The organism is Pseudoalteromonas sp. KJ63-1 (assembly GCF_055808145.1).
On sequence record NZ_CM147855.1, the window covers coordinates 2,859,545 to 2,885,492 of the forward strand.

The 25,948-nt window shown below is 40.7% G+C and carries 24 protein-coding genes; 15 read left to right on the top strand and 9 right to left on the bottom strand.

The window, feature by feature from the left end:
- Positions 1-4: 4 nt before the first annotated feature.
- Both AC0L7Q_RS13665 and AC0L7Q_RS13670 read left to right on the top strand, forming a co-directional pair.
- Positions 5-1,492 carry a methyl-accepting chemotaxis protein gene (locus AC0L7Q_RS13665; RefSeq protein WP_409423965.1) on the top strand — a complete coding sequence of 496 codons (1,488 nt, stop codon included), beginning with the start codon at positions 5-7 and terminating at the stop codon, positions 1,490-1,492.
- A gap of 332 nt (positions 1,493-1,824) precedes the next feature.
- Positions 1,825-2,550, top strand: coding sequence for a substrate-binding periplasmic protein (locus AC0L7Q_RS13670; RefSeq protein WP_409423966.1), 726 nt, complete (start codon positions 1,825-1,827; stop codon positions 2,548-2,550).
- 126 nt (positions 2,551-2,676) lie between these two features.
- On the opposite strand, the gene gpsA is transcribed toward AC0L7Q_RS13670, so the two are convergent.
- The 4 genes from gpsA to AC0L7Q_RS13690 are packed head-to-tail and all read right to left on the bottom strand — an operon-like array spanning position 2,677 to position 4,936.
- The gene (gpsA, locus tag AC0L7Q_RS13675; protein ID WP_413400828.1) at positions 2,677-3,684 is read right to left on the bottom strand and encodes an NAD(P)H-dependent glycerol-3-phosphate dehydrogenase; all 1,008 of its coding nucleotides are present in this window, start codon (positions 3,682-3,684) and stop codon (positions 2,677-2,679) included.
- Positions 3,685-3,687: 3 nt separating this feature from the next.
- Positions 3,688-4,176, bottom strand: a complete 489-nt coding sequence (gene secB / locus AC0L7Q_RS13680) for a protein-export chaperone SecB (RefSeq protein WP_010391837.1) — start codon at positions 4,174-4,176, stop codon at positions 3,688-3,690.
- Positions 4,177-4,214: 38 nt separating this feature from the next.
- Positions 4,215-4,472: a glutaredoxin 3 gene (grxC, locus tag AC0L7Q_RS13685; RefSeq protein ID WP_010391834.1), complete on the bottom strand. Its 258-nt coding sequence runs from the start codon at positions 4,470-4,472 to the stop codon at positions 4,215-4,217.
- 32 nt (positions 4,473-4,504) lie between these two features.
- The gene (locus AC0L7Q_RS13690; protein ID WP_010391832.1) at positions 4,505-4,936 is read right to left on the bottom strand and encodes a rhodanese-like domain-containing protein; all 432 of its coding nucleotides are present in this window, start codon (positions 4,934-4,936) and stop codon (positions 4,505-4,507) included.
- A 321-nt stretch (positions 4,937-5,257) separates the two neighbouring features.
- Here AC0L7Q_RS13690 and AC0L7Q_RS13695 point away from each other — a divergent pair, with 321 nt between their 5' ends.
- From AC0L7Q_RS13695 to AC0L7Q_RS13715, 5 genes are all read left to right on the top strand, one after another.
- Positions 5,258-5,455, top strand: a complete 198-nt coding sequence (locus AC0L7Q_RS13695; protein WP_413400829.1) for a hypothetical protein — start codon at positions 5,258-5,260, stop codon at positions 5,453-5,455.
- A 188-nt stretch (positions 5,456-5,643) separates the two neighbouring features.
- Complete coding sequence (gene gpmM, locus AC0L7Q_RS13700) at positions 5,644-7,188, top strand: 2,3-bisphosphoglycerate-independent phosphoglycerate mutase (protein WP_413400830.1); 1,545 nt, start codon at positions 5,644-5,646, stop codon at positions 7,186-7,188.
- A 3-nt stretch (positions 7,189-7,191) separates the two neighbouring features.
- A complete protein-coding gene (locus tag AC0L7Q_RS13705) occupies positions 7,192-8,334 on the top strand; it encodes a murein hydrolase activator EnvC family protein (RefSeq protein ID WP_413400831.1) in 1,143 nt (380 codons plus the stop codon).
- 33 nt (positions 8,335-8,367) lie between these two features.
- Positions 8,368-9,633, top strand: coding sequence for a S41 family peptidase (locus AC0L7Q_RS13710; RefSeq protein WP_413400832.1), 1,266 nt, complete (start codon positions 8,368-8,370; stop codon positions 9,631-9,633).
- 57 nt (positions 9,634-9,690) lie between these two features.
- Positions 9,691-10,443 (top strand): divergent polysaccharide deacetylase family protein, encoded by a 753-nt coding sequence (locus AC0L7Q_RS13715; protein WP_413402881.1) that lies wholly within the window; start codon positions 9,691-9,693, stop codon positions 10,441-10,443.
- Between the two features lie 58 nt (positions 10,444-10,501).
- On the opposite strand, the gene AC0L7Q_RS13720 is transcribed toward AC0L7Q_RS13715, so the two are convergent.
- From AC0L7Q_RS13720 to ftsY, 5 genes are all read right to left on the bottom strand, one after another.
- Positions 10,502-12,373: a methyl-accepting chemotaxis protein gene (locus tag AC0L7Q_RS13720; protein WP_409423974.1), complete on the bottom strand. Its 1,872-nt coding sequence runs from the start codon at positions 12,371-12,373 to the stop codon at positions 10,502-10,504.
- A 336-nt stretch (positions 12,374-12,709) separates the two neighbouring features.
- Positions 12,710-13,573, bottom strand: a complete 864-nt coding sequence (rpoH, locus tag AC0L7Q_RS13725; RefSeq protein ID WP_008114893.1) for an RNA polymerase sigma factor RpoH — start codon at positions 13,571-13,573, stop codon at positions 12,710-12,712.
- Between the two features lie 242 nt (positions 13,574-13,815).
- Positions 13,816-14,802: a permease-like cell division protein FtsX gene (ftsX, locus tag AC0L7Q_RS13730; protein WP_413400833.1), complete on the bottom strand. Its 987-nt coding sequence runs from the start codon at positions 14,800-14,802 to the stop codon at positions 13,816-13,818.
- The gene (gene ftsE, locus AC0L7Q_RS13735; RefSeq protein WP_418157312.1) at positions 14,771-15,475 is read right to left on the bottom strand and encodes a cell division ATP-binding protein FtsE; all 705 of its coding nucleotides are present in this window, start codon (positions 15,473-15,475) and stop codon (positions 14,771-14,773) included. Before ftsE ends, ftsX begins: the two co-directional genes overlap by 32 nt.
- 93 nt (positions 15,476-15,568) lie before the next feature.
- On the bottom strand, positions 15,569-17,575 hold the full coding sequence (gene ftsY / locus AC0L7Q_RS13740; protein ID WP_418157313.1) for a signal recognition particle-docking protein FtsY: 2,007 nt from the start codon (positions 17,573-17,575) through the stop codon (positions 15,569-15,571).
- A gap of 209 nt (positions 17,576-17,784) precedes the next feature.
- On the opposite strand from ftsY, the gene rsmD reads away from it, so the two are divergent.
- From rsmD to fis, 8 genes are all read left to right on the top strand, one after another.
- Positions 17,785-18,405: a 16S rRNA (guanine(966)-N(2))-methyltransferase RsmD gene (gene rsmD / locus AC0L7Q_RS13745; protein ID WP_418157354.1), complete on the top strand. Its 621-nt coding sequence runs from the start codon at positions 17,785-17,787 to the stop codon at positions 18,403-18,405.
- A 145-nt stretch (positions 18,406-18,550) separates the two neighbouring features.
- On the top strand, positions 18,551-18,766 hold the full coding sequence (gene rpsU / locus AC0L7Q_RS13750) for a 30S ribosomal protein S21 (RefSeq protein WP_002957797.1): 216 nt from the start codon (positions 18,551-18,553) through the stop codon (positions 18,764-18,766).
- A 19-nt stretch (positions 18,767-18,785) separates the two neighbouring features.
- Complete coding sequence (locus AC0L7Q_RS13755) at positions 18,786-19,232, top strand: GatB/YqeY domain-containing protein (protein ID WP_008114877.1); 447 nt, start codon at positions 18,786-18,788, stop codon at positions 19,230-19,232.
- Between the two features lie 160 nt (positions 19,233-19,392).
- Positions 19,393-21,144, top strand: a complete 1,752-nt coding sequence (gene dnaG / locus AC0L7Q_RS13760) for a DNA primase (RefSeq protein WP_413400836.1) — start codon at positions 19,393-19,395, stop codon at positions 21,142-21,144.
- 390 nt (positions 21,145-21,534) lie between these two features.
- Entirely contained in the window at positions 21,535-23,376 is a 1,842-nt protein-coding gene (gene rpoD / locus AC0L7Q_RS13765) for an RNA polymerase sigma factor RpoD (RefSeq protein WP_010391796.1), read from the top strand.
- Positions 23,377-23,447: 71 nt separating this feature from the next.
- Positions 23,448-24,329 carry a 50S ribosomal protein L11 methyltransferase gene (gene prmA, locus AC0L7Q_RS13770; RefSeq protein ID WP_413400837.1) on the top strand — a complete coding sequence of 294 codons (882 nt, stop codon included), beginning with the start codon at positions 23,448-23,450 and terminating at the stop codon, positions 24,327-24,329.
- A gap of 281 nt (positions 24,330-24,610) precedes the next feature.
- Positions 24,611-25,582 carry a tRNA dihydrouridine synthase DusB gene (gene dusB, locus AC0L7Q_RS13775; protein ID WP_010391792.1) on the top strand — a complete coding sequence of 324 codons (972 nt, stop codon included), beginning with the start codon at positions 24,611-24,613 and terminating at the stop codon, positions 25,580-25,582.
- 19 nt (positions 25,583-25,601) lie between these two features.
- Positions 25,602-25,892, top strand: a complete 291-nt coding sequence (gene fis / locus AC0L7Q_RS13780) for a DNA-binding transcriptional regulator Fis (protein ID WP_002957804.1) — start codon at positions 25,602-25,604, stop codon at positions 25,890-25,892.
- Positions 25,893-25,948 lie beyond the last annotated feature (56 nt).

A 25,948-nucleotide genomic window follows, 5' to 3' on the forward strand; every position in this document is an offset into this window, starting at 1 on the left:
TCCTTTGACCCGTTCAATTTTATTTAGGCTTGTAGTTACCACGTTGAGCGCTATGATATTGGTGCTGTTGTGCTTTGGAATTTATGATTATACCACCCAAAGTAAGCAACTAAAGCAAAAACTTGATACTGAGATTAGCCTAGCTAAAGAACGTATTGGTTTATCGTTACCCAATGCAATGTGGAACTTTCAAGACGAGCTCGCAAATAAGTTAATAAAAGCTGAAGTAGCTTCTGATAATATTTCTAAAATAACAATTTATGATACTAATGAGCAAGTTTTTGCAGAAACAGACGGTGTAAAAACACAGTCTGTTATACAAAGTGAACTTATTTATGATGATTCAGGTACCCCTAATAAAGTCGGCTCAGTGAGTCTTTACGTTGAATACAGTCATATTGATAAAGTATTAACTGAATTGGCGATATTTTTAGTCATTGAGATGTTGTTGCTTGCCAGTATTTTGGGAGCTGTTTTAGTTTATATTTTTAAAAAACTAGTTGCGCAGCCTCTATCTGAGGTAGCAGAAAAAATGGCAATGATAGCCAGTGGTGATGGCGACCTAACACAAGAAATCGTTGTTAGACGCAATGACGAAATAGGTCAACTGGCAGCCTCTTTTAATAAGTTTGAGCATAAAATTGCAGCGCTTATAAATGGTTTTAAATTGTCGGTAGATGATTCGCTTAGTGTTGCTGGTAACATCTCATCACTTAGCGCAGAAGGCGTACACTATTTATCCACACAACAGGTAGAAACAGACCAAATAGCGACAGCCATTACACAAATGGCTTCTTCTGCAACAGAAATAGAAAATAATGCAAAGCATACTTTGAACTCTGCAGAAACTGCAAATATTGATGCACAAAAAGTTCATGAAGCTTTTTTAAACTCTATTAACTCTATTGAAAGTTTAGTCGGTCAACTTGATGAATCATCTAGAGTAATAGGTACTTTAGAAGAATCTGTTCAGGATATTGTATCAGTACTTGACGTTATTCAGGCTATCGCAGAACAAACAAATCTACTGGCATTAAACGCCGCTATTGAAGCAGCTCGAGCAGGTGAGCAAGGGCGAGGGTTTGCCGTAGTTGCTGATGAAGTACGTTCTTTGGCAAGTAGAACACAAAAAAGCACAGCGGAGATACATACTACCATTGAAAATCTGCAAAAAGGCTCTCAATCTGCAGTTAATGTCATGCAACTGAGTAAAAATATGAGTCAAGACAGTATGAGTGCGGCAACTGCAGCGAGCGAGCTGATTGCAAATATTTCTAACGCAATTGGATCAATTACCCAAATGTCGAGCCATATTTCAAGTGCAGTTACCGAGCAAAGCACCGTTGCTGAGGACTTAAGTAAAAATATTAATGAAGTGGTATCGGCTGGACAAAGTAGTATGGCTAAAATTGAACAAGTTCAAACTTACTCTCGGGATATGCAAGAGCTAGCGGCACAATTAAAAGATTCTGCCAGTGTTTTTAAAACGTAACCTAAAACTGAGACAAGTAGACTGTGAGAGTTGTATTTATTCAAGACCTAGTGACATTTAAAGGTTAAGTTTGCAGCTGCCTAAGAGTGACTATGCCTATAAAGGTGTAGATATGAACTTTGAGCAGGACGCGGAAGCTTTGCTCGATTTTTACTTAGCCCACTAGGTTACGAGGCTTGCGCCTGAATTGCACGATTTTTAACCAGCAAAGTTCAACAAACCCGAATCCAATGGCGGTTTAATCGCCTATAACGAAATAGTTTTAGCACTGTATGAAATTAAAACAATCATTGCTTTACTATAGTTGTTGAGTTTAACTTTAAAGGCACGCTATGAAAATACTATTACTATTGATATCACTGAGCTTTTCACATTTAGTGATGGCAAATACAGTTTATTTAACATCACTATCTTGGCCACCCTATTCTGACAAATCACTCGATCAGCAAGGTGCCTCTGTTGCGGTTGCAAAAGCCGCTTTTAAAGCCGAAGGCTACGATCTCATTGTTGGCTTTTATCCTTGGACACGAGCGGTTAACTCTGCATTACAGGCAAACTCAAAGTATGTGGGTTACTTTCCGTCTTATATGCACTCAAACCCAAATGTTGTTTTTTCTGAAGTAATAGGTACAGGCCCGCTTGGATTAGTACAAAATAATACAAAACCAATTAGTTTTTCAACTATAAACGATTTAGCTGGAAAACGTATTGGGGTTGTACAAGACTACGTAAACACCAAAGAGCTCGATTATATGATAGCCACTGGTGCTATTACAGGTGATGCTGTGACTTCTGATGTGCTAAATATTAAAAAAGTAGCCGCTGGCAGAATAGACGCAGCAGTTATTGATGCTAATGTATTAAAGTACTTACTGAGCACAGATAAATCCCTTACCAGCATTGCAAGTAAAGTTGCGATGAACGCAAATTTACTTGAAGAGAAAAAACTATATATTGCGTTTAGAAACGATGCAGAAGGAAAAAAATGGCAACAAATTTATAATAAAGGTTTAGCCAAAATAAACGTCAATCAAATAATGACAAACTACTTTAAATAAGCGTATATGTCGTAATGATTTTATTAAAGCAACCTTAAGATTAGCATATTTGCCAATACCTTAAGGTTGCTCACTATGAATAACACTTAAGGTAGGCAATAATTGATTTTAATAAATTTGGTGTTATTACTCAGATGTTTGTTCTCTACCAAGTAATGCCATAGCAGCTGCTTTCATGCCTTTATTCTCATAAAGCACTTTGTATATCTGCTCAGTGATTGGCATTTCAACGCCCGCACGCTGCGCAAGTAAATACACTTCTTTGGTATTTCTAAAGCCTTCAACTACTTGGCCGATTGATGCAATCGCATCATCAACACTTTCACCTTGACCTAAGGCTAAACCAAAACGGCGGTTGCGCGACTGATTATCGGTACAGGTTAGAATTAAATCGCCTAAACCAGCCATCCCCATAAAGGTCTCTGGTTTTGCACCTAGGGCACAACCCAAACGCGATAACTCTGCTAAACCACGAGTAATAAGCGCGGTACGTGCATTTGCACCAAAGCCGACACCATCAGAAATCCCTGCACCAATAGCAATCACGTTTTTAACCGCACCACCAAGCTGTATGCCAATAAAGTCATCATTGTTGTACACTCTAAACGATCGACCGCAATGTAATAAATCGGCAATTTGTTTCGCAAATGCTGATGAAGTTGATGACACCGAAATGGCAGTTGGTGAACCCTTCGCCATTTCTTTAGCAAAAGTTGGCCCCGAAAGCACCGCTAATGGCACTTCTTCACCGAGTTCTTGCACTGCCACTTCTTGCAATAAACGCCCAGTATCAGGCTCAAGCCCTTTAGTAGCCCACGCTATTTTTGCATCTGAGCGTAAAGCCGGTTTAATTTGCTTTAACGTGTCAGCAAACGCATGACTCGGCACAACAACCAGTACAATATTGCTAGCTGCTGTTGCATGTTGTAAATCAGCTTCAAGGGTTAAGGTGTCAGGAAAAGGAATATCAGGTAAGTAACGTTGATTTTTTCGCTCAGCTGCAAGCGTCGCAACGTCTTGACTATTGCGTCCCCATAAAGTCACTTTGTGACCATTTCGGGCTAAACAAATAGCAAGGGCGGTGCCATATGACCCCGCCCCTAAAACAGTAACAGCTGATGTTGCTGTATTCATAAATTATGCGTCTGCTGAAGCCTGCTCAGCTTGCGCTGTGCGTTGCTGCATGTACTGTGCAAATAATGCGTCAAAGTTAACTGGCGCAAGATTAAGTTGTGGAAACGTACCACGATTTACTAAGTTCGATACCGCTTCACGTGCATATGGGAATAACACGTTAGGACAGAATGCACCTAGCATATGTGCTAATTGCATTTCTTCAACTTCAGCAATAGTAAAAATACCTGCTTGTTGAATTTCACACAAAAACGCAGTTTCTTCACCGATAGATGCCGTCACAGTTAATGCTAAAACAACTTCGTATACACCTTCATCAAGCTTATTAGAGCGTGTATCTAAATCTAATTTTACTTCTGGAGCCCACTCTTTTTGAAAAATAGCGGGTGAATTTGGCGTTTCAAACGACACATCTTTAGTGTAAATACGTTGAATAGTAAACTGTGCGCCTGCATCAGCTTCTGCTGCTGCGTTTTGATTTTGTTCGTTCATTGTTATTCCTAACCTGTTATTTATTATAATTAATTAAATTAAGCACTTAACTTAGCATCAAGGTGACCTTGTGCTTCTAGTGCCATCATATCGTCACAGCCACCGATGTGTTCATCGTTAATAAAAATTTGTGGAACCGTGCTTGCGCCACCGGCTTTGGCGATCATTTCATCGCGAAGCTCTGGCTGAACGCCAATATCAATGTTTGTGTATTCTACACCTTTGCTGTCTAACAGCGCTAATGCGCGATGACAAAAAGGACAATATCCTTTGGTGTATAAAACAACGTTACTCATAATTAATCCTTAATCGGTTTAGCTAAGAGATATTAGCGACCGCTTGTTGTTGGCAGACTTGCTGATTGCCACGCACCCATACCGCCAGATAAAACATAAACCTGTTCATAACCTGCTTTATGCATTGCGGTTGCAACGCCTGAAGCAGTCATGCCTGCAGCACATACCACTATAATGGGTTTGCTCTTATACTTTTCAAGGGTTGAGAAATCAGATTCTTTGGCTTTTTCAGGGTTTAAATGCACAGCACCGGCAATATGGCCTGTTTTAAACTCTTTTTGCCCACGCATATCAACAACCTGACCGTCTTCGCGGTTAATAAGTAACGTTAACTGCTGAGGATTGATCTGACGAATTGCTGAAAATTTACTTTTTATTGCGCCACTAACAATAAGAAACGCAATCGCAACCCAAGCTAGGCTTAGAATTGGATGATTTGAGACAAATTCAATATATTGATCCATTCGACTTCCACTATAAAGTTACATGCTAAAACAGGGTGTTTTAGATATTTAATTCATATTTATTGAACTTACACAATGAGCAGTCACTCATCTGTAATTCAATTTAGAGCACTGTTAGGCTACTCTGAATTTTACCTACACATAGGCTTAGCTTACCCCACAAGCCTATTCAATACTTGAATAAAATAGGGATTAGCCGCGCAAGTATACCCAAATCAGCTAAAAATGCGAGTTTAAGCACGCTTGGAAGCCACAATGTAGTGCTCTTTTAACTAAAAAATAACCCACCCTTTAAAGTATACAATTGATAGAGCGAGCTCATTGAAAATTTTTAATATCTTCTTTTCATTGCTGATCCTAGCTATAAAACGCGGTATGCTTAAGCTTGGCATGTTGGCATTAATGTTAGCGTGTATTTCAGCAACGCTAGGGTCTGTTGATCTTTCAAGGTTAAATTTGCAGCAGTCTGTTTGGTATTTAGGCAAGGCAGAGCCTATGTGGTGTGGTTATTCCCCATAAATAGGCGATAACGCAGCATCAATGCCAAACAGGTGCTGCCCGAAGGGTTCTGCCTAGGGGCGATTTACTCTTTGTTGCTCGGTTTTTACTTAGCCCACTAGGTTACAAACCTCGCGCCGCGATTAAACCGCCCCTAGTTTGAACAAATTTTAATCCGCAAAGGTCAACAGACCCTAATAGGAGTGACTATGACAGAGCATAAAAAACCACTGGTATTAATGATTTTAGATGGCTGGGGATACAGAGAAGATGAGCAAAGTAATGCTATTTTAGCTGCTAATACCCCTGTGTTAGATGAGCTTTGGGCCACTCGCCCTCATACATTAATTTCAGCATCGGGTTTAGATGTGGGTCTTCCTGGTGGTCAAATGGGTAATTCTGAGGTTGGCCATGTTAATTTAGGTGCTGGTCGTATTGTGTATCAAGATTTTACCCGCATCACAAAAGCCATTGATGATGGCGAATTTGATACAACCCCTGCGCTGGTTGAAAACATTGATAAAGCTGTTCATGCCAACAAAGCCGTTCATATTATGGGACTGCTAAGCCCTGGTGGCGTTCATAGTCACGAAGATCATATTGTGGCGAGTATACAATTGGCTACAAAACGCGGCGCTAAAGAAGTGTACTTCCATGCCTTTTTAGATGGCCGAGATACTCCCCCACGCAGTGCTAAAGCATCAATTGAGCGTATTGAAGCCTTATTTAGCGAACTTAAATGTGGCCGTTTAGCCTCATTAATTGGTCGTTACTATGCCATGGACAGAGACAATCGCTGGAACCGTGTTGAAAAAGCGTATAATTTAATCACCCTAGGTGAAGGCGACTTTGATTATGAAAATGGCGTAAACGCACTCAATGCTGCCTACGAGCGTGATGAAAATGACGAATTTGTAGCAGCCAGTACTATTACCCCTAAAGGTAGCGAATCAGTAAAAGTAAATGATGGCGACACCATTATATTTGCCAACTTTAGAGCAGACCGCGCACGCGAAATCACTCGCGCCTTTGTCGAACCTGATTTTGAGGGCTTTAATAAGAAAAAATCGCCCGAGCTTAGTGGCTTTGTGATGATGACTGAATACGCTGCTGATATTGATGCGCCAGTGGCTTTTGGCCCAACGCCGCTTAATAACGTACTTGGTGAATGGTTTGAAAAACAAGGTAAAACTCAGCTACGTATATCAGAAACTGAAAAATATGCCCACGTTACCTTTTTCTTTAGTGGCGGACGCGAAAATGAGTTTGACGGCGAAACTCGCGAGCTGATCCCATCTCCTCAAGTAGCAACGTATGATTTACAGCCAGAAATGAACTCGCAAATGCTTACAGATAAACTCGTTGAGGCAATAAAAAGTGGAAAGTACGATGCCATTATTTGTAACTACCCTAATGGCGATATGGTAGGCCACTCAGGTGTATTTGAAGCGGCAGTTAAAGCCTGTGAAGCAGTAGATAGCTGTATTGGTCGTGTAGTTGATGCCCTTAAAGAATATGGGGGAGAAGCACTAATCACTGCTGATCATGGTAATGCAGAGCAAATGGCAAACCTTAAAACAGGCCAAGCGCACACAGCACATACAAGCGAACCCGTACCCTTTATTTATGTAGGTCGTGACGCACAAGCGCATACCGGTAAAGCCTTGAGCGATGTTGCACCTACTATGCTGCATTTAATGGGTTTGGAACAACCTGCAGAAATGACAGGTTCGCCTATTATGGTGTTGAAATAACTTATGAATAAAAGCGCATGCCGCATTATTGCGTGTATATGTTTACTAAATTCATTAGCCACTGGCGTTGCAGTGGCTAATGAAGATCGTACCAAAAAAGACTTATCACAGGTACAAGTTGCCTTAGAGCAAAGCCAAGCCGAGTTTCAACAACAACAAAAAGAAATTGCTAAGCAGCAACAAAAGCTTAAAACTCATGAACTCGCCATTGCTAAAAATGCAAAAGCACTTAATATGGCTGAGCAATCCGTTAAAAAAACACAACAACAGCAAGCAGAGCAGCAGCAAAAAGCAGCACAGCTTGAAAAGCAACAAACACAGTTTCAACGTATTCTAGCAGCCCAATTAAAAAGTGCTTATATGACAGGTAGCGATGACTATCCAAAAATGCTGCTTAACCAAGAAAATACCGCCAAATTTGAACGAACACTTAGCTACTATAACTACCTAAATAAAGCCCGTATAAAACAGCTTGATGATCTTAAAGCACTACAACTAGAGATTGCGAAAAACCAAGCTGAACTGACAAAAACAAAAGAGAGGCTGGTTGCTTTATTTGAGGAGCAAAAAAGGCGACAAGCGGCACTCCTCAATGCCAAAAATGAGCGCCAATCAAGCTTAAAAAATCTAAAAAAGCAGTTAAATAAAACCAAAAATTCCATTAGCTACTTAGAGGAAAACGAACAAACTCTGATTGCCACTATCAAAGAACTTCAAGAAGAGGAAAAAATTACAAAAATTGAGTTACTTGGCTTAAATCGTAATAAAGGAAAATTAAACTGGCCGAGCAAAGGGAAATTAGCGCATAGGTTTGGCCAACGTAAGCACGGCGGAATAAACTGGAAAGGCGTATTAATTTCAGCCGCCGAAGGGACTTCAGTTAATAGCATTGATAATGGCCAAGTAGTGTTTGCTGATTGGTTAAAAGGCTATGGCTGGGTAATCGTACTTGATCACGGCCAAGGTTTTATGAGCCTATACGGACACGCACAAACCTTGTTAAAAGACGTGGGTGATATGGTCAGAGAAGGTGAAAGTGTTGCATTAGTCGGGCAAAGCGGTGGACAAGCAGATTCTGGTCTATACTTTGAGATACGCCATAAAGGGCGTGCTGTTAATCCCATAAAATGGTGCAGGCGTATTTAATACCAAAATAGCTGCATCCTGTTAGAGGCAGTTATGATAAACACACACATTTGCCAACAAAAGAATTCTGTGAAAAAGCAAGCACTCTGCTTTAGTTTTATCTTATTTGTTTTATTAGTGCTTTGTGGCTTTATAAATACTGCCTATGCAAGCTCGGTTAAAGATTTAGAAAGCCAAAAAATAAATGAAATACTGTTTAATATCCACACCTACTACGTTGATGATTTAGCACTGCAAAACAGTGAGTATATTGAATACAATTCGTCTCAATTTGAAAGATTATATTCTAAGCTCGACGCCTACTCTAAGTATTTAGATAAAAATGAGCTAAGTGCATTATTTGATAACACTAATGGGCGCTATACCGGCTTAGGTATAGAGGTAAAAAGCATTGAACAACGTACTACAATTGTTAAAGTAATTAATAACTCCCCTGCAAAACAAGCAGGCCTTCGCTCTGGCGATATAATTACTGCCGTGAATCAGCAATATGTAGAAAATAGCCCCATTGATTTAGTTGCACAATACATCAAAGACAGCGCTAATGGCAAAGTACAGCTAAGTATTACCCGTAATGACAGTCAAACGCCACTAATATTTAACCTCAGCAGAAAGCAAATTAAGTTAGCTAGTGTTACCAAGCAACTACTTGACTCAGGTAGCGGTTATATTGCTATTAATAACTTTTCTAATCACACCTTACATGAAGTTGCCTTGCAAATAGCCGCCATGCAAAACCATTATGGCCATTCATTAAAAGGCCTAATTATTGATTTACGAGACAACCCTGGAGGTACTTTAAAAAGCGCAGTTTCAGTGGCAGACCTGTTTCTTCAAGATGGCTTAATTGTAACCACCAAAGGGCGTTTTTATGATTCGAACCAATCTTTTTACGCTAAACGCGGCGATATTTTGAAAGGTGCGCCGATTGTTGTCCTCATTAATGAAAACTCAGCCTCAGCAGCAGAAATACTAGCTGCAGCGTTAAAAGAAAACCTACGTGCAAAAATAGTAGGGAGTCAGTCGTTTGGCAAAGGAACAGTGCAATCACTTATTCCATTAGGCGACGGCGATACCGCCTTAAAACTAACCACCGCACGTTACTTTACGCCACTGGGAGAGTCTATTGAAGGGATTGGCGTAACCCCAAATGTGGCGATTAATCAAACAACGCTTCCACAAACAAATAAAGCCGTTATAATAAAAAATGAACAATCAGAACAAAACACGGTTTTTAACGCTGAAGAATTAGCCGATATCCAGTTAGTAAAAGCAAAACAGCTACTTAGCATGCAATAAAAACGATAAACTATTTAAAGATAATAAAAATTATAAAACGTGAAAATTATAAATTTAATGGTGTTAGCAGGGCTTTTTTTAGCCTTATTTGCAACATCGAGTGCTGTTAAAGCCAAACAAATAGCCATAGTGATCGATGACATAGGTTATCATCAACGTGATTTAGAATTCCTAAGTTTACCTGGGCAATTGTCTTATTCAATTTTGCCTCATACCCCCTATTCTCAAATATTTGCAACCCTTGCTAGTCAGTCAAATAAAGAGCTCCTGTTGCATGTGCCTATGCAAGCTTTAAATGGTAAAAAGCTAGGCCCTGGGGCGCTCACTTTAAATATGGATAAAGCACAACTTCAACAAACACTCGGTAATGCACTGGCGAGTTTGCCGCAAGTTAAAGGGGTTAATAATCATATGGGCTCTGCGCTAACTCAACAAAGCCAAGCAATGAAGTGGACCATGGAAGTACTCAAAAAGCGCCAGCTGTATTTTCTTGATAGCCGAACAACCGAATTAAGCCAGGCGCAAAACGCAGCTAACTTTTTAGGGGTAGAAAATATTGGTCGGCATGTATTTTTAGATAATATAACTACCCCTGAGCAGCTTCAACTTAGGCTAGAAGAGCTAAAATCAAAAGCAACTAAGTATCAGTTTGCCATTGCAATAGCGCACCCCTACCCCGAAACCATCGATTTTTTACGTCACGCTTTACCGCAATTAACCGAGCAAGGATTTGAATTGGTGCCAGTATCACAACTGGTAGAACGTAAGTATGTGCAAATAGCCCAACAACAAGCCATTTCATTAAACTGATGGAGTAAGCGAGCGCCTTACCCCAACAGTTAATTAAACTTAATTATAAGTATACTGCTTATAAAATAAACGTTGCTACTTTAGCATTTAAGTCTGTAGCTCTGTCTTTTAATACTTCTGCTTGGCTTAAATGCGCGGTAGCCGAGGTCGTTATTTCATCGGTTACATCTTTAATGGCGACCGTATTTCTAGTAATTTCATTAGTCACTTGCGTTTGCTCTTCTGCAGCCACGGCTATTTGACCCGCCATATCAGAAATCTCATTTACTGCCAGAGTGATTTCTTCTAACGCGTGAGCTGCAGCATTCACATCATCTACGCTATTGTTGGCATAACCCTTACTGCTGTCCATCAAGCTCACGGCTTTTTTAGTGGTGTTTTGTAAGGTTTCTATAGTGGTATAAATTTCGGCTGTAGAGTTTTGTGTTCTTCTTGATAGCACACGCACCTCATCGGCAACCACTGCAAAACCACGCCCCTGCTCTCCTGCCCGAGCGGCCTCTATTGCTGCATTAAGCGCTAAGAGATTTGTTTGCTCAGCAATTTCTTGAATGGTAGTCAAAATGCTCGAGATAGCCTGAGCATGCAAACTTAATTCACCAATAACGGTGGTAGTTTGGTCTATTTCTCCCGCCAGTGAATTAATCGTGTTTTTGGTTTTATCAACTAACAGCTTACCTTCATGACTACTTTGCGCCGATTGTTGCGATGCGGTTGCGGTGTTTTCTGCATTGGCGGCAATTTCATGGGTTGCACTCGCCATTTCTGTGACCGCAGTAGCAACCATAGCTACTTCTTGTTGCTGACGCTGTAACTCACTAACACTATTTTGATTGGTGATTAAGCTTTTCTCTGCATCAAAATCCAAATCCGTTGCTAGCTGACGAATATGGCTAATTAGTTCATGCTGACTACTTACAAAGCGGTTAAAACTATCAGCCAGTACCCCAACTTCATCTTGCGTATCAACAGTTATACGTTGAGTTAAATCACCGTTACCATCTGCAATTGTTGATAAAGCTTGCGACACTCGGCTCAAAGGTGCGAGCAATACACCCAATAGCCATGAAATAGCCAACACACTCAGTAAGAGTGCTACTGCAACCAGCACTAATTGAGTCAGCAATAAACTAATAAGCGGAGCCTCTAAAGTTTGTTTATCCAATACAAACAACAACTGCCAATCTGTATTGTTAATGTTTTCACCCCAAACTAGCTTCTCTCGGCCTTCACCCTCAAAGTAAACAGGCGTAAATTCATTGTTTTGACTATTAGATAAAATTACTTGGTTATTAATTTTAGAATCAACCTGAGTAATATTTGCCATTACTTTTCTAGCGTCTTTATAGGCAATCACAGTGCCATCTTTGTGCATCATAATGGCGTATCCATCCGCAGGTAAAGACATTGTATTGACGCTATCGACCAAGGTCTCAATCGACAAATCACCGGCTACCACACCGCTTCGCGTGGTTTTAGCAATAGAAACAACCAACAGATTATAGGCGGTATCTAAATAAGGTTTGGTAATTACGGTATCACTTTTGAGTTGTGCTTGTTTATACCATGGACGAGTGCGCGGGTCGTAACCGGTGCGATCAATACCGGGATCAGAGTCAGTCATTTTTCCGCTGTTACTTCCAAAGTATGTTAACTGAAAGCCACCTGAAAATGCTGCCTGCTGAAGTGCGCTGAGCGTATTGCCCTCAACCTTACTCGCAACCGATTTAATTATCTGCTGACGACTAGCTAGCCAATCTTCAATACTCGCAGCCTGTTGCTTACCAGATTGGCTTACGTTATCAATACTGCTTTTTAACAGTAACGCTTTTTGAGAGGTGTAGCTATTCCACGACAGCAATACAATAATAACAGCTAGGGCAAGAACCACCGATAGTAAGATTTTTTTCTTTAGTGAATATGAGTTCATATTGAGTGTAAATACTCGCGTTAAATGAAATTGAAAGGCAATAAGCACAGCAATTAAATGACTTAATTTAGGCTACGGTTTGAGTGACAAGTCGCTCAAGTGCGCGAATATTTTCATATACCCAAATTAAAAACAAACTAAAATCATGTATTTAAATTAAAACCAAACTTATTCATTAATTTTAAATAGCGTATATTTAATTAAAAGATACATAGATGTGATTAGAGGTAAGCGGAACAAGAAAAACGATACTTTCTATTAACCTTTTTGGTTAGCTTTTTTAGTTAAAAAAAGCCCCGCATTTTCATGCAGGGCTTTATCAGTTTTTTAGTGCGATTAACTCATCGCGCTTTGTAATTTTTTCATTGCTGTTTTTTCCAGCTGGCGAACACGCTCTGCTGATACGCTGTATTTTTCAGCCAACTCTTGCAGTGTAGCTTTATCGTCTGACAACCAACGAGCACTAACAATATCTTGAGAACGCTCATCGAGAGTTTTCAAAGCGCTAAATAAACGCGTATGTGACTGCTCTTGCCATTGCTGTTGTTCAATATCGTCTGCTAAATCCGCAGAACCATCGGTTAAGTATTGTACCGGTGAGTAAGTGCTAGTTGGCGCGTCATCATTATCGTCGCCAGTTAAGTCAAAGCCCATGTCTTGGCCGCTCATACGCGACTCCATTTCACGCACTTCTTTTTCACTCACACCTAGCTCGCTAGCTACTGTGCTCACTTCAGCTTGGTTAAACCAACCTAAACGCTTTTTATTTTTACGTAAGTTAAAAAACAATTTACGCTGTGCTTTGGTTGTCGCTACTTTAACGATACGCCAGTTCTTAAGCACAAACTCATGAATTTCGGCTTTAATCCAATGAACGGCAAATGAAACCAAACGTACACCCACTGATGGGTCAAAACGTTTTACTGCTTTCATCAATCCGATGTTACCTTCTTGAATTAAATCAGCTTGAGGTAACCCATAACCCGAGTAGCTTTTAGCTATGTGCGCTACAAAACGCAAATGCGACATAATGAGTTGCTTAGCAGCACTAAGATCGCCTTCTTCCTGAAGTCTTTTTGCAAGTTCCTGCTCTTGCTCAACTTTAAGCATAGGAATAGTACTAACAGCTTGAAGGTAGCCGTCCATACTTGCGCTTTGTTGCCCAACTGTAAGTGCCATTGCGTATAAATCTTTACTCATTTTTCACCTCGGTGATAAACATTTGAAACCATCTTAGCACTCTTTTAGTAAGAGTGCTAACTTGAATTTAAAACTTTTTTGAATCATAAATCAAGTGGTTTTTTTAGTGTTAATTCAGTCTACGCTAGGCGACTGAATAACCTATGAATTGATTTAGCCAAAACTAAAAATAATCTTTTTGCTCTGGCTTTTTTATAACTTTAAACTTAAAACATGACAGTTTTAAGAATTATATTAGGGCCCTAAACCTTATCGGGTTCTATTTCTGAGATGTAACGATTAACCGATAAGTAAGAACCTATAAAGCCCAAGCTAGTAGCAAGTAATACCAACGCGCCAAACTCATTAAGACTAAGCCCTATTAGCGTAAAGCTGGTTTGATACACCCCTGCCACACTACTTACCGCAGCAGATAGCCACCACATCATTAATGCTACGCATATAAAAGCAAACAATCCGCCAATCACACCATACCAAATGCCAGTCCATAAGAATGGAGCGTGTATAAAGGTATTAGTTGCCCCAACTAGCTTCATCACTTGTATTTCTTCTTTTTTATCCATAATAGATAAGCGAATTGTGTTGCCTATAATGAGCGTAACTGAGGTAAGTAATAGTAGCGCAATCGTTATTACACTCTCTTTTAACAAACTTAGTAATGCATTTAGGCGCTCAAGCCAAGCAATATCAAGCTTGCCAAAGTCAACTTCGCGTTCGGCTTCAAGTTTTTTAAGCAACAGCTTAGCCGCATTGGGTTGGCTATGCCGCTGTGTTGGTGTGACTAAAACTACATTTGGTAACGGGTTGGTATCTAAATACTCTAAAGCTTGACCAAAGCCAGACATTTCCTGAAATTCATCCAAAGCCTCTGAACGAGAAATAAAAGTCACACTTTGTATTTCAGGATATAGCGCTAAGCGTTTAACTAAGGTTTGCGTTTCTTGCTCGCTCATATTTTCTTTTACAAACAATGATATTTCGCTGGCTTGCTCAAAACCACTACTCACTTGCTGCACATTTTTTACCACTAAATATAGTGTTGCAGGCAAGGTTAAACTCAAACCGAGTACTGCAATGGTCATCATTGAAGCCAATGGCGTGCGCCACATTTCCCCTAGGCTGTATACACCTTGGCGAAAAATATTAATAATAAAAAAGTAACTACGAGAGAGTACTGATTTTTTTTGTTTATCATTACTATTTTGACGACTTTTGAACAGTAAACTCATAATCCCCCTCAGCCAATGGGTCTTGGCTCATCCGCCCATCATGAAGTGTTAAGCTACGGTACTTCATTCGTGACACTAATCCTAAATCATGAGTGGCAATTAAAACCGTAGTGCCATGTTTATTAAAGTCTTCAAACAGGCGTAATATTTCCATTGATAATTCAGGATCTAAGTTACCGGTAGGCTCATCGGCTAGCAATATCGGTGGCGAATTGACGATGGCTCGTGCAATCCCCACTCGTTGTTGCTCACCACCAGAAAGTGTTGAGGGGTGACAGCGTACTTTATCTAACAAACCCACTTTATCGAGCGCTCCATGCACACGTTTGGCAATTTGCTTGTGGTGAGTCCCTTCAATAATTAAGGGCAAAGCAACGTTATCAAATACCGTATATCGCTCTAATAATCGATGATTTTGAAAAATAATACCAATGTCGCGACGTGCATACGGAATTTGACGGGAATTTAATTTATTTAAATCCACGCCATTGATAAATACATTTCCCGCAGAAGGGCGTTCCATCAAGCTAATAAGCTTCAACAGTGTACTTTTACCAGCCCCACTGTGGCCTGTTAGAAAGGCCAATTCGCCAGGCTTAATATGAAAATTCACTTTTTCAAGCGCGCGGTGCCCACCGGCATAGGTTTTACTTACTTGCTGAAAATTTATCATTTTTTATTATTGCCAATTTATTGTTAGCCTTAGGCTTTAAAATAAAATGGTATTCCTCGCAATTAAAAAGGGAGCAGGCTCCCTTTTGGTAAATTAAGCGTCGTCCTCATCTTGACTAAATAGCGCGTCAATAAAGTCATCGCTCTTGAAGGTACGTAAATCATCAATACTTTCACCTACGCCAATATAACGAATAGGAATATTAAATTTATCGGCAACGGCAAAAATAACCCCACCTTTAGCAGTACCATCAAGCTTTGATAATGTGATACCTGTTAGACCTACACATTGATTAAATAAGTTTACTTGGCTAATTGCATTTTGGCCTGTACCAGCATCAATAGTCAGCATCACTTCATGGGGTGCATCAGGGTCTACTTTTTTCATTACACGAGCTATTTTTTCAAGCTCTTGCATTAAGTTATCTTTATTTTGCAAGCGCCCTGCTGTATCAGCAATTAACACATCGACATTACGTGCTTTTGCAGCTTGAAAAGCATCAAATACCACCGATGCACTATCAGCACCTGTATGCTGGGCTATCACAGGAATACTATTACGTTCACCCCATACTTGAAGCTGCTCTACCGCTGCTGCTCTAAAAGTATCACCCGCAGCAAGCATGACCGACTTACCTTGGTTTTGAAATTGTTTAGCCATTTTACCAATGGTAGTGGTTTTACCTACACCGTTTACCCCTACCATTAAAATAACAAAAGGTTTTTTATCTGCTGGTATTTCTAAAGGCTGCTCTGCTGTTTTTAGCATAGTTGCCATTTCTTGTTTCATAAGCTCATAAAGCGCATCACCATCTTTAAGTTGCTTGCGATCAGCTGCATCAGTTAAGTTATCAATGAGCTTCATGGTGGTATCCACACCAAGATCAGCAGTAAGTAACTGAGTCTCTAGCTCTTCAAATAACTCGTCGTCGATTTTTTTACCGCTAAAAATAGACGAAAAACCAGAGCCAATATTCACTCGAGTTTTAAGTAAGCCTTTTTTGAGACGAGAGAAAAAGCCTTCTTTTTTAGGCTTTTCCGCTTTTTTTGCTTCTTCCTCTGCAAGCTCTGCGGTCAGTCGCTGTTGCTCTAGGCGTTCAGCCTCTTCTTCAGCCGCAATACGTTCTTGCTCTAAACGCTCATGCTCAGCTCGCTCTGCTGCAATACGCTGTTGCTCTAAACGCTCATTCTCAGCTTGTTCTGCTGCAATACGCTGTTGTTCTAAACGCTCATGCTCAGCTCGTTCTGCTGCAATACGCTGCTGTTCTAAACGCTCATTTTCAGCTTGTTCTGCTGCAATGCGCTGTTGTTCTAAACGCTCATTTTCAGCTTGCTCTGCTGCAATACGCTGTTGCTCTAAACGCTCATTCTCAGCTTGTTCTGCTGCAATACGCTGTTGCTCTAAACGCTCATTTTCAGCTTGCTCTGCTGCTATGCGTTGTTCTAAACGCTCATGCTCAGCTCGTTCTGCTGCAATACGCTGTTGTTCTAAACGCTCATTCTCAGCTTGCTCTGCTGCAATACGCTGTTGTTCTAAACGCTCATTTTCAGCTTGTTCTGCTGCTATGCGTTGTTGTTCTAAACGCTCATGCTCAGCTCGTTCTGCTGCAATACGCTGTTGTTCTAAACGCTCATTTTCAGCTTGCTCAGCCGCGATACGCTCTTGCTCTAACAACATTTGCGCTTCTTGTTCAGCTAAACGTTTAGCTTGCTCTTGTCTTTGCTGCTCTGCATCCGCCTGTTGTTTGGCTAATAGCTCAGCGTTAGCTTGTTCAATCGCTTGTTTTTCTGCTGCCGCAGCGCGTTGTGTTTGCGCCTGTTCTTCTTGCTCTAAACGTTCTACTTCTGCTTCAGCTGCTATACGCTGTTGTTCGGCTTTTTCAGCTTGCTCTTGCGCTAAACGCTCTGCTTCAGCTTTCTCAGCTGCAATTCGGGCTTGTTCTAAACGTTCAGCTTCTACTTCAGCTTGTAAACGTTCAGCCTCAACTTGCTCTGCTAAACGCTCCTGTTCGGCTTTTTCCGCCTGCTCGTTTGCTAATGCTTGTTGTTTATCAGCTTCTGCTTGTTTTTTATCTGACTTACCAAAACCGAGCCACGACATGAATTTACTTTTTTTGCCATACTTGCTAATAACCACTTATAAAAATCTGATAAACTAACGATAATGATAGCGTGCTTTTAAGCCTAAATAATTGCTTTTTAGCAACACGTTATCCTCGAGGGTGCATAATAGTAACACTTTTAGCGCAGTTGAAAAATGACACGCCGTGATATGATTGCAATATTATCTGAGCTAGATCATAGATACCAATTTTTAGTGAGTTAAATGAGAAAAAAACCACACAAAATAACACCACCCATAAATCAGCCGATGGCGTTATTAGAATCATTAGCGGCCAATTTCGCGGTCGTAAACTGCCAGTAAAAGACGTTCAAGGCTTGCGCCCTACAACCGACAGAATAAAAGAAACTGTGTTCAATTGGTTAATGCACGATACCCGAGATGCACGCACTCTCGATTGTTTTGCCGGCTCTGGTGGTTTGGGATTTGAAGCGCTATCTCGCTTTGCTAAAAACACCACATTTTTAGAGCTTGACCCGCTAGCAGCAAAACAACTCACGCAAAATATTGCCACTCTTAATGCGCAAAATGCACAAGTACTTAATACTAATACTTTGACCTTTCTTGAGAATAAAAACACCAGTGAGGCATTTAATTTAGTTTTTATTGACCCGCCATTTCGTAAAAATTTGGCTCAATCATGCTGTGATTTATTAGAAAATAATCAATGGCTCGAGTCAGACGCACTGATATATGTTGAGGTTGAAACGGAGTTAACTTCGTTCAAGGCACCTATTAACTGGTTGTTAATAAAGGAGAAAAAGGCTGGACAAGTTTTTTGTAGGCTGTACCAACGACATATAAATTAACACTGTTTTAGCGGTAAGGTTTCTGTTAATATTATCCTTTACATGTGGTGTTGCTTCGGATTACAATACCGCACCATTTTTGAACCACTTGATCAATGTTTGATCAACTTGAGCAACGCTCATAATTTAGGTAGGTGAATTTTTAATGCCAGTAATTAAAGTAAGAGAGAACGAACCGTTTGACGTAGCACTTCGTCGCTTCAAGCGTTCATGTGAAAAAGCAGGTATCCTTTCAGAAGTTCGTCGTCGCGAGCACTATGAAAAACCAACAGCTGAGCGTAAGCGTAAAAAAGCAGCTGCTGTTAAACGTCACATGAAAAAACTTTCTCGTGATAACGCTCGTCGCGTTAAATTATACTAATATATTAGGTCTTGTATAAATGAGCCTTTTAATAACGCTAAAAGATGCGCAAAAAGATGCGATGAGAGCTAAAGACAAACAACGTCTTAATCCTATTCGCATGGTACTTGCTGCAATCAAGCAACGTGAAATTGACGAGCAAATAACACTAGACGACGCAGGTATTACCTCCGTTATAGTGAAGCTTGTTAAACAACGTCGCGACTCTTACACTCAGTACAAAGATGCTGGGCGTGATGATTTAGCTGAAATTGAAGCCAATGAGATTACAGCACTTGAAGCTTTTTTACCTCAACAATTGAGTGAAGAAGAAATCATTGCTCTCATTGACGCGGCTATTGCTGATACTAATGCAGCAGGTATGCAAGACATGGGTAAAGTAATGGGTATAATCAAAAGCAAAGCCGAAGGTCGTGCCGATATGGGCAAAATCTCAGGTTTAATTAAGCAACGATTAACTGCCTAATACTCCCACATACATTAAGTATGATTGAAGTAAACCGAGCCTTGAGCTCGGTTTCTTCGTTTAGAGCACTTCAAAAAAATATGCATTTGTGTTCCAATCTCTGCGTATTATAATTCGCTTTTAACACTTTTATATTTACCTTAGGGCTGTACTTTAAACAATGGCTGGAAAGATCCCACGCAACTTTATCGATGATTTATTGGCACGAACCGATATTGTCGACCTGATTGACTCAAAGGTAGGGTTGAAAAAAGCGGGCAAAGACTATCAAGCTTGCTGTCCTTTTCACAATGAAAAATCGCCTTCGTTTACTGTATCGCAAGATAAACAGTTTTATCATTGCTTTGGCTGTGGCGCTAACGGCAATGCTATTTCTTTTGTTATGGAATATGACAAACTTGAGTTTGTTGATGCAATTGAAGAGCTAGCCAGTTTACTTAACCTAGATGTTCCTCGCGAACAAGGAAGTAGTAATGGCCCAGAACGCACCGCAGCACAAAAACGTTCAGACTACGATTTAATGCTCCATGCAGCGCGTTTTTATCAACACCAGTTAAAACATCATAGTAATTCTGAAACAGTAATAGACTATGTAAAAGGTCGCGGCTTAAGCGGCGCAACAGTTAAAAAGTTTATGATGGGCTATGCACCCAGCGAATGGGAAGGCCTCTGCCAACAGCTTGGACGTAATCAAGAACAAAAAGAGCAATTAGTTGAGCTTAAGCTCGCATCTGAAAAAACGCCAGGTAAGCAATTCGATTTTTTCCGTGATCGTTTAATGTTTCCTATTCGTGATAAACGCGGTCGCGTTATTGCTTTTGGTGGCCGTGTAATGCAAGCAGATCAGGGGCCAAAATATTTAAACTCACCTGAAACACGAATATTCCACAAAGGCTTTGAACTTTATGGCCTTTATGAAGCAAAGCAAGCACACAAAAAGCTCGATCATGTACTCATAGTAGAAGGTTATATGGACGTTGTTGCGCTGGCTGAACAAGGCATAGAATACGCAGTTGCCGCACTCGGCACAGCGACAACCAGCGAGCATATGCACACCTTATTTAGAACCACTGACAAAGTTATTTGTTGCTACGACGGTGACCGTGCAGGTAAAGATGCCGCGTGGCGTGCACTGGAAAATGCACTTCCTTACTTAAACGATGGCAAAGCACTGCATTTTGTATTTTTACCCGATGGTGAAGACCCTGATTCACTCGTTCAACAAGAAGGTAAAGAGGCTTTTGAGCAGCGGCTAGAAAACGCCGATGACTTCACTAAAGTGCTGTTTAATAAATTAAGTAAAGAGATTGATTTAACGCTCGATTCCGGTAAGGCTAAGTTACTCAGTGCAGCACTGCCATTAATTGAAAAAATCCCAAGTGAGTTCTATCAAGAAAATATCTTGGAGCAACTTGGCAGATTAATTGGTCGCACCCGTGAGCAACTTAATAATCACTTAAAAACACCAAAACAGCAGCAGGCAATTGAACGTAAATTTAAAATTACACCGATGCGCCAAGCGATAGGCATTTTAGTTCAGCACCCTAATTTGGCAAAAAGCGTGCCCTACTTGCCTGATTTAGCACAAATGAATATTGCAGGAATCGGCTTGTTATTACGCCTACAACATCAAGCGTTACAAAAAGATGGCATTACCACTGCACAAATTCTCGAATCATTTAGAGACACTGATGACTATGAGCCATTAACTAAGTTGGCTACATGGCAACATCAAATAGATGAAGAGCGTTTAGAGACTGTTTTTCAAAATACTTTTAAATTTATTGAAGATCAGTGTTTAAATTATCGACTAGAGACCCTATTAATAAAAGACAAGACACAGGGCTTAAATAGCGATGAACGACTAGAATGTCATTTGCTAATGACAGCGTTAAAAACGACTAACAGTTAGGGTCTGTTTATCTTTCGAGGTTAAGTTTACAGCAGTGTGTTTGGTATTTAGACAAGGCAGAGTCTATGTAGTGTGGTTGTTCCACATAAATAGGCGATAACGCAGCATAAATGCCAAACACGCGCTGCCCTTTGGGTTCGGCCCAAGGGAGGTTTACTCTTTGTGGCTCGGTTTTTACTTAGCCCACTAGGTTACAAACCTCGCGCCGCGATTAAACCACCCTTGGATTGAACAAACTTTAATCCTGAAAGACCAACAGACCCTAGTCAGATTTGATTTAGGCTGTTATACTGTGCTATTCACTGCGTCACATTATTCTGGTTAGCCTTTGAGCAAACTCCATGATGGCGCCTGTTGTATCAACTTATCAGAGTGGAAGAAACAATCTCTATGGATCCAACTCCTCAGTCACAATTAAAACTTCTGATTCAAAAAGGTAAAGAGCAAGGTTACTTAACTTTTGCAGAAGTTAATGATCACCTTCCACAAGATATTATCGACTCAGATCAAGTAGAAGATATCATTAGCATGATTAATGACATGGGTATCAAGGTTAGCGAAAACGCGCCTGATGCTGATGAATTAATGATGCAAGAAACCACGACAGACGAAGACGCAGCGGAAGCTGCCGCTGCAGCCCTTGCTACTGTAGAAAAAGAAATCGGCCGTACAACAGACCCTGTTCGCATGTATATGCGTGAAATGGGTACTGTTGAACTTCTTACCCGTGAAGGCGAAATTGTTATCGCTAAACGTATTGAAGAAGGCATTAACCAAGTACAGATTTCGGTTGCTGAATACCCAGAAGCGATCACTTACCTACTTGAACAGTGGGATAAGTTTGAAGCAGAAGAGATGCGCCTTAGCGACATTATCTCTGGCTTTTTCGATCCTGATGCAGACGAAGCACCACCAATTGCTGCCACTAACATTGGCTCTGAATTAAGCGAAAAACAGCTTGATGACAGCGACGATGATGATGACAGCGATGATGAAGACGAAGAAGAAGTAGATACAGGTCCAGATCCTGAAGAAGCGCGCATCCATTTCGAAAACTTACGTGATTTATACACTAAAGCACGTGAAACATTCGATAAAAAAGGTCGCTCTCATCCAGAATCTCAAGCCGCAATTTTAGAAATTGGTGAGTTGTTCAGAACCTTTAAACTTGTGCCTAAACAATTTGACCGCATGGTTAATAACATGCGTGAAATGATGGACCGAGTTCGCGTTCAAGAACGTCTTATCATGAAGCATGCAGTACAAGTTTCAAAGCTTCCAAAGAAAACCTTTGTTAAGCACTTTGCAAACAACGAAACTGACACAGCATGGCTTGATATTGAAATTGCAGCTAACGAAAAGCATTCAGCTAAACTTGAAGAAGTGAAGCCTGAAATACTTCGTTGTATTAGCAAACTTTCTTCAATGGAAGAAAGCACTGGCTTAAGCATTGAACGTATTAAAGATATAAACCGTCGCATGAGTATTGGTGAAGCGAAAGCGCGCCGTGCTAAAAAAGAGATGGTAGAAGCGAACTTACGTCTGGTAATTTCAATCGCTAAAAAATACACCAACCGTGGTTTACAGTTCTTGGATTTAATTCAAGAAGGTAATATTGGTTTGATGAAAGCGGTTGATAAGTTTGAATACCGTCGTGGTTATAAGTTCTCAACTTATGCTACGTGGTGGATCCGCCAAGCAATTACTCGCTCTATTGCTGACCAAGCAAGAACGATCCGTATTCCAGTACATATGATTGAAACGATCAATAAATTGAACCGTATTTCACGTCAAATGTTACAAGAAATGGGTCGTGAGCCAAATCCAGAAGAATTAGCTGAACGCATGATGATGCCTGAGGATAAAATCCGTAAGGTACTTAAGATTGCAAAAGAGCCAATTTCAATGGAAACACCGATTGGTGATGATGAAGATTCGCACTTAGGCGACTTCATTGAAGATACGACTATTGATTCGCCTATCGATTCGGCAACAATGGAGTCTCTTCGTGGCGCAACTAACGATGTGCTCGCTGGCTTAACTGCCCGTGAAGCGAAAGTACTGCGTATGCGTTTTGGTATTGATATGAATACCGACCACACGTTGGAAGAAGTAGGTAAGCAGTTTGATGTAACACGTGAGCGTATTCGTCAAATTGAAGCGAAGGCACTACGTAAATTACGTCACCCTTCTCGCTCTGATTTACTGAAAAGCTTTTTAGACGCTAAATAATCTAGCGTTACATTATGAGTTAACTCAAAAGGCCGCTGTAGCGGCCTTTTTTCTATTTCAAGGAAATAAACATGGCTTGGATCCAAATCCGTATCAATGCCAATGCTGCAACCGCTGATGCAGTTAGTGACTTATTAATGGAAGCTGGTAGTGCTTCTGTTACTTTTATTGATGCTAAAGACACCCCTATTTACGAACCCAAAATTGGCACTGTCGTTTTTTGGGCTGATACCACAGTAATTGGTCTGTTCGAAGCTAATCACGATATGAACGCCGTGGTTGCGTTATTAAAGCGCCATGATGAGCTCAAAGACAATTTAGTTTACAAAATCGAGCAACTCGAAGACAAAGATTGGGAACGTGAGTGGATGGATAACTTCCACCCTATTCAATTTGGCGAAAAACTATGGATTTGCCCTAGCTGGCGCGATATTCCAGACCCTGACGCAGTCAATGTGCTACTTGATCCTGGCCTTGCATTTGGTACTGGCACGCACGCCACCACCGCGCTGTGTTTAAAGTGGCTTGAAAGCCAAGACTTAAGCGGCAAAACAGTAGTCGATTTTGGTTGTGGTTCAGGCATATTAGGTATAGCAGCAATTAAATTAGGCGCTGAGCGCATGATAGGGATAGACATTGATCCGCAAGCGCTAGAAGCAAGCTTAGATAACGCTAACCGTAATGGCGTTGCTGACAAGCTTGAGGTTTACCTACCTGAAAACCAACCTGAATTTACAGCTGATATTGTTGTGGCAAATATTTTAGCGCAACCTCTGCGTGAGCTTCATAGTGTGATTTTAGGATTATTAAAACCAGGTGGTAAAATTGCCATGTCGGGCATTTTAGAAGAGCAAGCAAAATCGGTTGCTGATATATATGCGCCCTTTATTGAACTTGATGAGATTGCCAGTGAAGGCGATTGGACCCGAGTCAGTGGCATTAAAAAAGCATAATAGTGCGTTTTTAAAAATTTAGAGCATTAACTCAAAAGTCGTTTCTAGAGCCTGTATTTAACAGGCTTTACTATTTTTTTACATAATAAAAAATAAAGATTTTTTATTATAAAAACAACGACCGTTCAAAATTCACACAAATAAACCGCTTCGTCATACGGTTATCAAATGTCAATACGAAAAGAGCAAAAAAAAGTCACTTTTGTTCAATTTATAGCCTTTGATTTTTGCGCAAAAAGCCGTAAACTTAGCGCCCCTTGAAAAGAGGCCTATTGAATATCGTGCGTATCGGTTCATACCAACTTGAGAATAATGTCATTGTCGCGCCTATGGCGGGCATAACAGACAGACCATTTAGACAGTTATGTCGTCGTTTAGGCGCTGGCCTTGCTGTGTCTGAAATGCTGTCGTCTAATCCGAAGGTTTGGAAAACCGAAAAGTCGATGAACCGAATGGATCATTCTGGTGAGTCGGGTATACGTGCGGTGCAAATTGCAGGAGCAGACCCTGAGCTTATGGCACAGGCCGCACAATTCAATGTTGCAAACGGTGCACAGATCATAGATATCAATATGGGGTGCCCAGCAAAAAAAGTGAACAAGAAACTTGCAGGCTCAGCCTTATTACAGTTTCCAGAACTCGTGGAAGAGATTATTGATGCCGTCGTTAATGCGGTTGATATACCTGTAACACTTAAAATCCGTACTGGATGGGATCAGGACAACCGTAATGGTGTAGAGATTGCAAGAATAGCTGAACGTTATGGCATTGCATCACTGGCTGTACATGGGCGCACGCGCGCATGTATGTACAAAGGTGATGCTGAGTACGCCACAATTAGGGATATAAAACGTTCAGTGTCGATACCTGTGGTTGCTAATGGTGATATTACATCACCTGAAAAAGCAAAGCAGGTTTTGGACTATACGGGTGCAGATGCCATCATGATTGGTCGAGCCGCCCAAGGTCGCCCTTGGATATTTAGGGAGATAGACCACTATTTGCGAACTGGTGAACATATGCAGCCACCTGCTATTGCAGAGGTGCGCAGTATTTTAATGGAGCATTTAACCAACCTCCATATGTTTTACGGTGAGCCAATGGGAGCACGAATCGCTCGCAAACATGTATCTTGGTATTTGCAAACCCATGACAGTGACGGTCAGTTTAGGCGAGTATTTAATGCGCTCGACAATTCCGAGGAACAGGTCGTCGCATTAGAGCAATACTTTAAAACACTAGCAGCTAACTAAGAAAGAAAGAGACTTTATAATGTTCGAACAAAACGTGACTTCTCCATTTATCACAAACCCTCATGTTCAGTCACACGAGAAACCGCAGCCATTGCGTGATGCAGTAAAAAAAGCTGTTCACCACTACTTAAAACAGCTTAACGGTCAAGATGTGCAAGACGTTTACGACCTTGTTCTTTCTGAGCTAGAAGCGCCATTGCTTGAAGAAGTAATGACTTACACACGTGGCAACCAGACTCGTGCGGCAATTTTACTAGGTATCAACCGTGGTACTTTACGTAAAAAGCTAAAAAAATACGGTATGAACTAATACCTAAGGTATTGATGCCGTAATTGCTTTACCGCGCTTACTGATTCAATACACTG